Below are 3,528 nucleotides of genomic sequence, written 5' to 3'. Positions count from 1 at the left end.
ATTCGTGGCCAGCGCACTAGCGGGCAGCCTTGGGGGCAGACAGCGCCAGCTTTGTGAACATCGACTGCGACAGGATCGCCGGCTCCGCCGCCAACACCAGCCAGGCGGTCACCTCGGGTGGGGCCAGTGCCCACCCGACGCGCAGCCCCGGGGCCAACGTCACCCGGCGGATCCTGCACGTTCCGATGGACGGCGACGGCCTGTCGCCGGGCACGTTCACGGAGACGTTGGCGTGGCTGGCCAACTGTTCCTCAAACCCCTCCCTCCTCTTGACTCCTCACACAGCCAAAAAATGACAGAGAGTGACAATCGACGAGAGCTCCGAGGCTCCACGAGAGGCGACAACTGATGCCCTGATCAGCGGCGATCGATGGGGCGCCATGACAGCGATCTTCGATTTGCGCCCACAATACGCCCACATCGACCATTTGATCTTGAATAGCTGATCTCTAACTTTGCAAAACCGCAGGTCAGGGGCCATCTATCTGGAGCCGGCGAGGGGACTCGAACCCCTAGCCGCTCGATTACAAGACGGAATACCGCGTATCGGAACGTGCCAGGAAATGACGCGCAATGCCGGAAAATCCGAGGCCGGGGCATTTTCGGTGTCGGAACGTGCCGGAAAATGTCGCGCCGTGCCGGAGCATCCGCGCGCACAATGCGCACACACGCGGCCGGGGTGCGGCCGGCGACGTCTCGACATAGCAGTCATACCGCCCCTTACTGGACACAGAACACCTTGGTAACATTGCGTAGTTGATCGCGAACCAAGAAGAGTTAGCCCGGACCGTCCGGCGATCGACGCGCTGGGCAACCGACGGCCGAGCGAGAACTGATGGTTGTGCTGCCTGCTACTGGGTGAACTCGTCGACGCTGCTAATGAAGGCGTTCTCCTCTGCGTGCGTGAAGACCACGCCAGGGACTGTGGTGTTACGGGATCCGGGCGACGCTGCCATACACGTCAACCTCGGCATCGGTCAGGCTGCCCGCGCCGCTGTCGTCGGGCCGCCAGCAGCGTCATGACCCGGAACGTGGTGTCCTCCCCACGCCCGTGGGGGTGATCCGCCATCACGCCGTCGCCGCAGTCGACGACTTCCACCGATCCTCGTAGGCGTTGGCCGCGTGCAGCATCGATCCGGGTTCGATGCCGAACCACCGGACCAGGGGCGTTTACCTTCCTTCGATCAGTAGTATTTCCCGCACCATGACCTCTCAGAAGCCACAGCGCACCCGTCAGAAGCAACTGACCACCCGCGGCAGGGTGTTCTGCTGGGTGATGATCGTGTTCGTCCTGCTGACGACGTGCGCTGCCGGCCTGACACTGATCATCGAAGGCATTGACGGCCGCCGCGCTCTGGCGCACGGCCCGGTGGGCACGCTCACCCCCACCGACAGAAAATGCGGCGATGAGTCCTGCACTTGGGTGGGAACGTTCGCCAGCGCTGACGGCACGGTCACCGAGGAGGATGTAGAACTGAAGGACGCCGAAAAGGTCCGGTTCAGCGCCCCAATGCCGGCCACCATCGACGACGTGCGCCTGGACGACGAAGACACCCGCCCGACCGCCTACACCGCCGACTACAACTGGCGCGGGTCTGTGTTCAAGGGAAGCTTTGTCATCCTCTTTGGGCTGGGGATATCGGGTGGTCTGGTGATGATGCTGAAGCGGCACCGACCCACCGCCGTTTCTTCGTGAGCGCCGCTTCCGACTCTGGGCGCTGACTGCCGTTTCGGGTTGAGCAGTGGGGCTCGATCCCGTAGGGGCTACGTTCTCCGAGACCTCGACCCCGCGCTGGGACGGGTCTCCCGCGAACGGCGGCGGCTCGACCGCGCTGGCCGTCACGCCGGGTTGATGTCCGTGTGGCACAGCATGCACGTCAGCGGAGCTGGAACTCCGGCCGGGACCGCCTCGGCTGCTCCCGTAGCAGGAAGCCGTCACCGCCATACCGCCTTCCAGGTCCGCACCCTGCTCGTCCGCGGCAAGGGGGGAGTGTCGTTGTTCTTACACTCCCCGTCCATGAGCAACTCGGCGTGCGGCCAGGTCAAGCAGCTCGGCCGTGGGGATCCACAGGTATGACATGATGGACAAATGCTCCCAAGTCGGAATGACAACTGGAATCTGGACCGGACTACCCGCGCCATGCGCCTCACCACCGCGGCCGGCGCGCTTGCGGCAATGGCATCTGTGAGCGCCTGTAGCGGCTCGGTCTCCATCGGAGGGCCAGATGCCGTCGCCGAGCCGGAGCTGGAGCAGCGGGTGGCCACCGCGCTGGCCGAGCAGATGAATCAGCCCGTTCCCAACATCGACTGCCCCGGTAATCTGGCCGCCGAGGTCGACGCCTCAATACAATGCGTTCTCTCCGTTACTGGCGACACGACCCGGTATCCGGTCGATGTGCGGGTGACCTCCGTCAACGGCGACGATGATGTACGGTTCAGCGCCCAGGTGGGAACCACGCCGCTGCCGGCGGACGGCTGACGCGGGCGGCACAGCGTCCCGTCGGCCGGCGGCACACAGTCAAGGGCGCCCCTTCGGGGCGCCAACCCCCAGGCTGACCGGGCCAGAACCCCGAGGCCACGCCGAACGGGGCCCCGCCTCCCTCCGGTCGGCACCCCATCGGCGCGTCGGACCGGCCGCCCGTTCGGCGCGTCGGAGCGTCGCATGATGGAGACCTGATCACGGCCAGGTCGGCGGCTCCCAGTGCCTGGGCCGACGTGCGCAGGCGAGGAGCAACGGTGCTCGAACGGGAGACTCGCCCTAAAAAAGCCCAGGTCAACGCCAGTGGCCGAGTTCTGACACCCCACACGGTCCTGGACCTGCACAGCCGCCGGATCGTCGGGTTCGCCCTCGGCACCCGCCATAACCCGGCGCTGGCCACTGCCGCGCTGCGCACCGCCGTCACCGCCCGCGGTGGCCACGTCGACGGCGTCGTCCTGCACACCGACCAGGGCGGTGAATACACCGCCACCGACTTCGCCGACACCTGCCGAAAATCAGGCGTCACCCAGTCGATGGGACGCACCGGCAGCGCACTCGACAACGCCGTCATCGAATCGTGGCACTCCACCCTCGAATGCGAGCTCCTCGCCCGGCAGCGGTTCACCACCCGCACCCAGGCAAAAACCGCCGTCGCCGACTACATCGACTGGTACAACACCAAACGCCGCCACTCGACCTGCGGTGGACTACCACCAGCCACCTACGAACAACAGACCCGGCCAGGCCACCTGACCGTTCCAGACAAAGACACAGACGTGGAGACGGCTAACGCCGCCGCTCATCCCCGAGAACCACGTGCCGGGCCGGAAGCGCCACGCACAGCACGAGGCCGCCCCTCCAAGGTCAAGGACCGCTCCGCGGCCGCCTGACGGCGGTGGCCCTCCGGGCCATCCCTGACCCCGGAGCCTCTACGGCCCCGCGGCCAGGACAAACAGGGCCAGGTCGGAACCTGGCCCATCAGACGCGCGGCGCCGGGTACACCCACCCACAGCCACCAGACCAAGACCCAATGCCGTGAAGCTTAAGTC

Annotated in this window: 3 protein-coding genes and 1 pseudogene; 3 read left to right on the top strand and 1 reads right to left on the bottom strand. The window is 66.1% G+C overall.

Features of this window, described 5'->3' with window-relative positions; genetic code table 11:
- Positions 1–40: 40 nt before the first annotated feature.
- Positions 41–160, bottom strand: a pseudogene (locus E0504_RS49490) (PLP-dependent aminotransferase family protein); the annotation flags it as partial.
- A 1,044-nt stretch (positions 161–1,204) separates the two neighbouring features.
- Between E0504_RS49490 and E0504_RS49485 the strand changes: the two are divergent.
- From E0504_RS49485 to E0504_RS49475, 3 genes are all read left to right on the top strand, one after another.
- A complete protein-coding gene (locus tag E0504_RS49485) occupies positions 1,205–1,696 on the top strand; it encodes a hypothetical protein (RefSeq protein ID WP_131628080.1) in 492 nt (163 codons plus the stop codon).
- 444 nt (positions 1,697–2,140) lie between these two features.
- Entirely contained in the window at positions 2,141–2,479 is a 339-nt protein-coding gene (locus tag E0504_RS49480) for a DUF4333 domain-containing protein (protein WP_165938891.1), read from the top strand.
- 257 nt (positions 2,480–2,736) lie between these two features.
- A complete protein-coding gene (locus tag E0504_RS49475) occupies positions 2,737–3,369 on the top strand; it encodes an integrase core domain-containing protein (protein WP_165938890.1) in 633 nt (210 codons plus the stop codon).
- The last annotated feature ends 159 nt before the right edge of the window (positions 3,370–3,528 follow it).

Source organism: Parafrankia sp. BMG5.11 (assembly GCF_004337455.1).
The sequence above is the reverse complement of the archived record's forward strand: the minus strand, read 5'-3'. Positions and strand labels throughout refer to the sequence as shown.

What these genes read in the sequence shown, in the direction of transcription:
- E0504_RS49485 (WP_131628080.1), top strand. Translation starts at nt 1,205, where the DNA reads ATGACCTCTCAGAAGCCACAGCGCACCCGTCAGAAGCAACTGACCACC.
- E0504_RS49480 (WP_165938891.1), top strand. Translation starts at nt 2,141, where the DNA reads ATGCGCCTCACCACCGCGGCCGGCGCGCTTGCGGCAATGGCATCTGTG.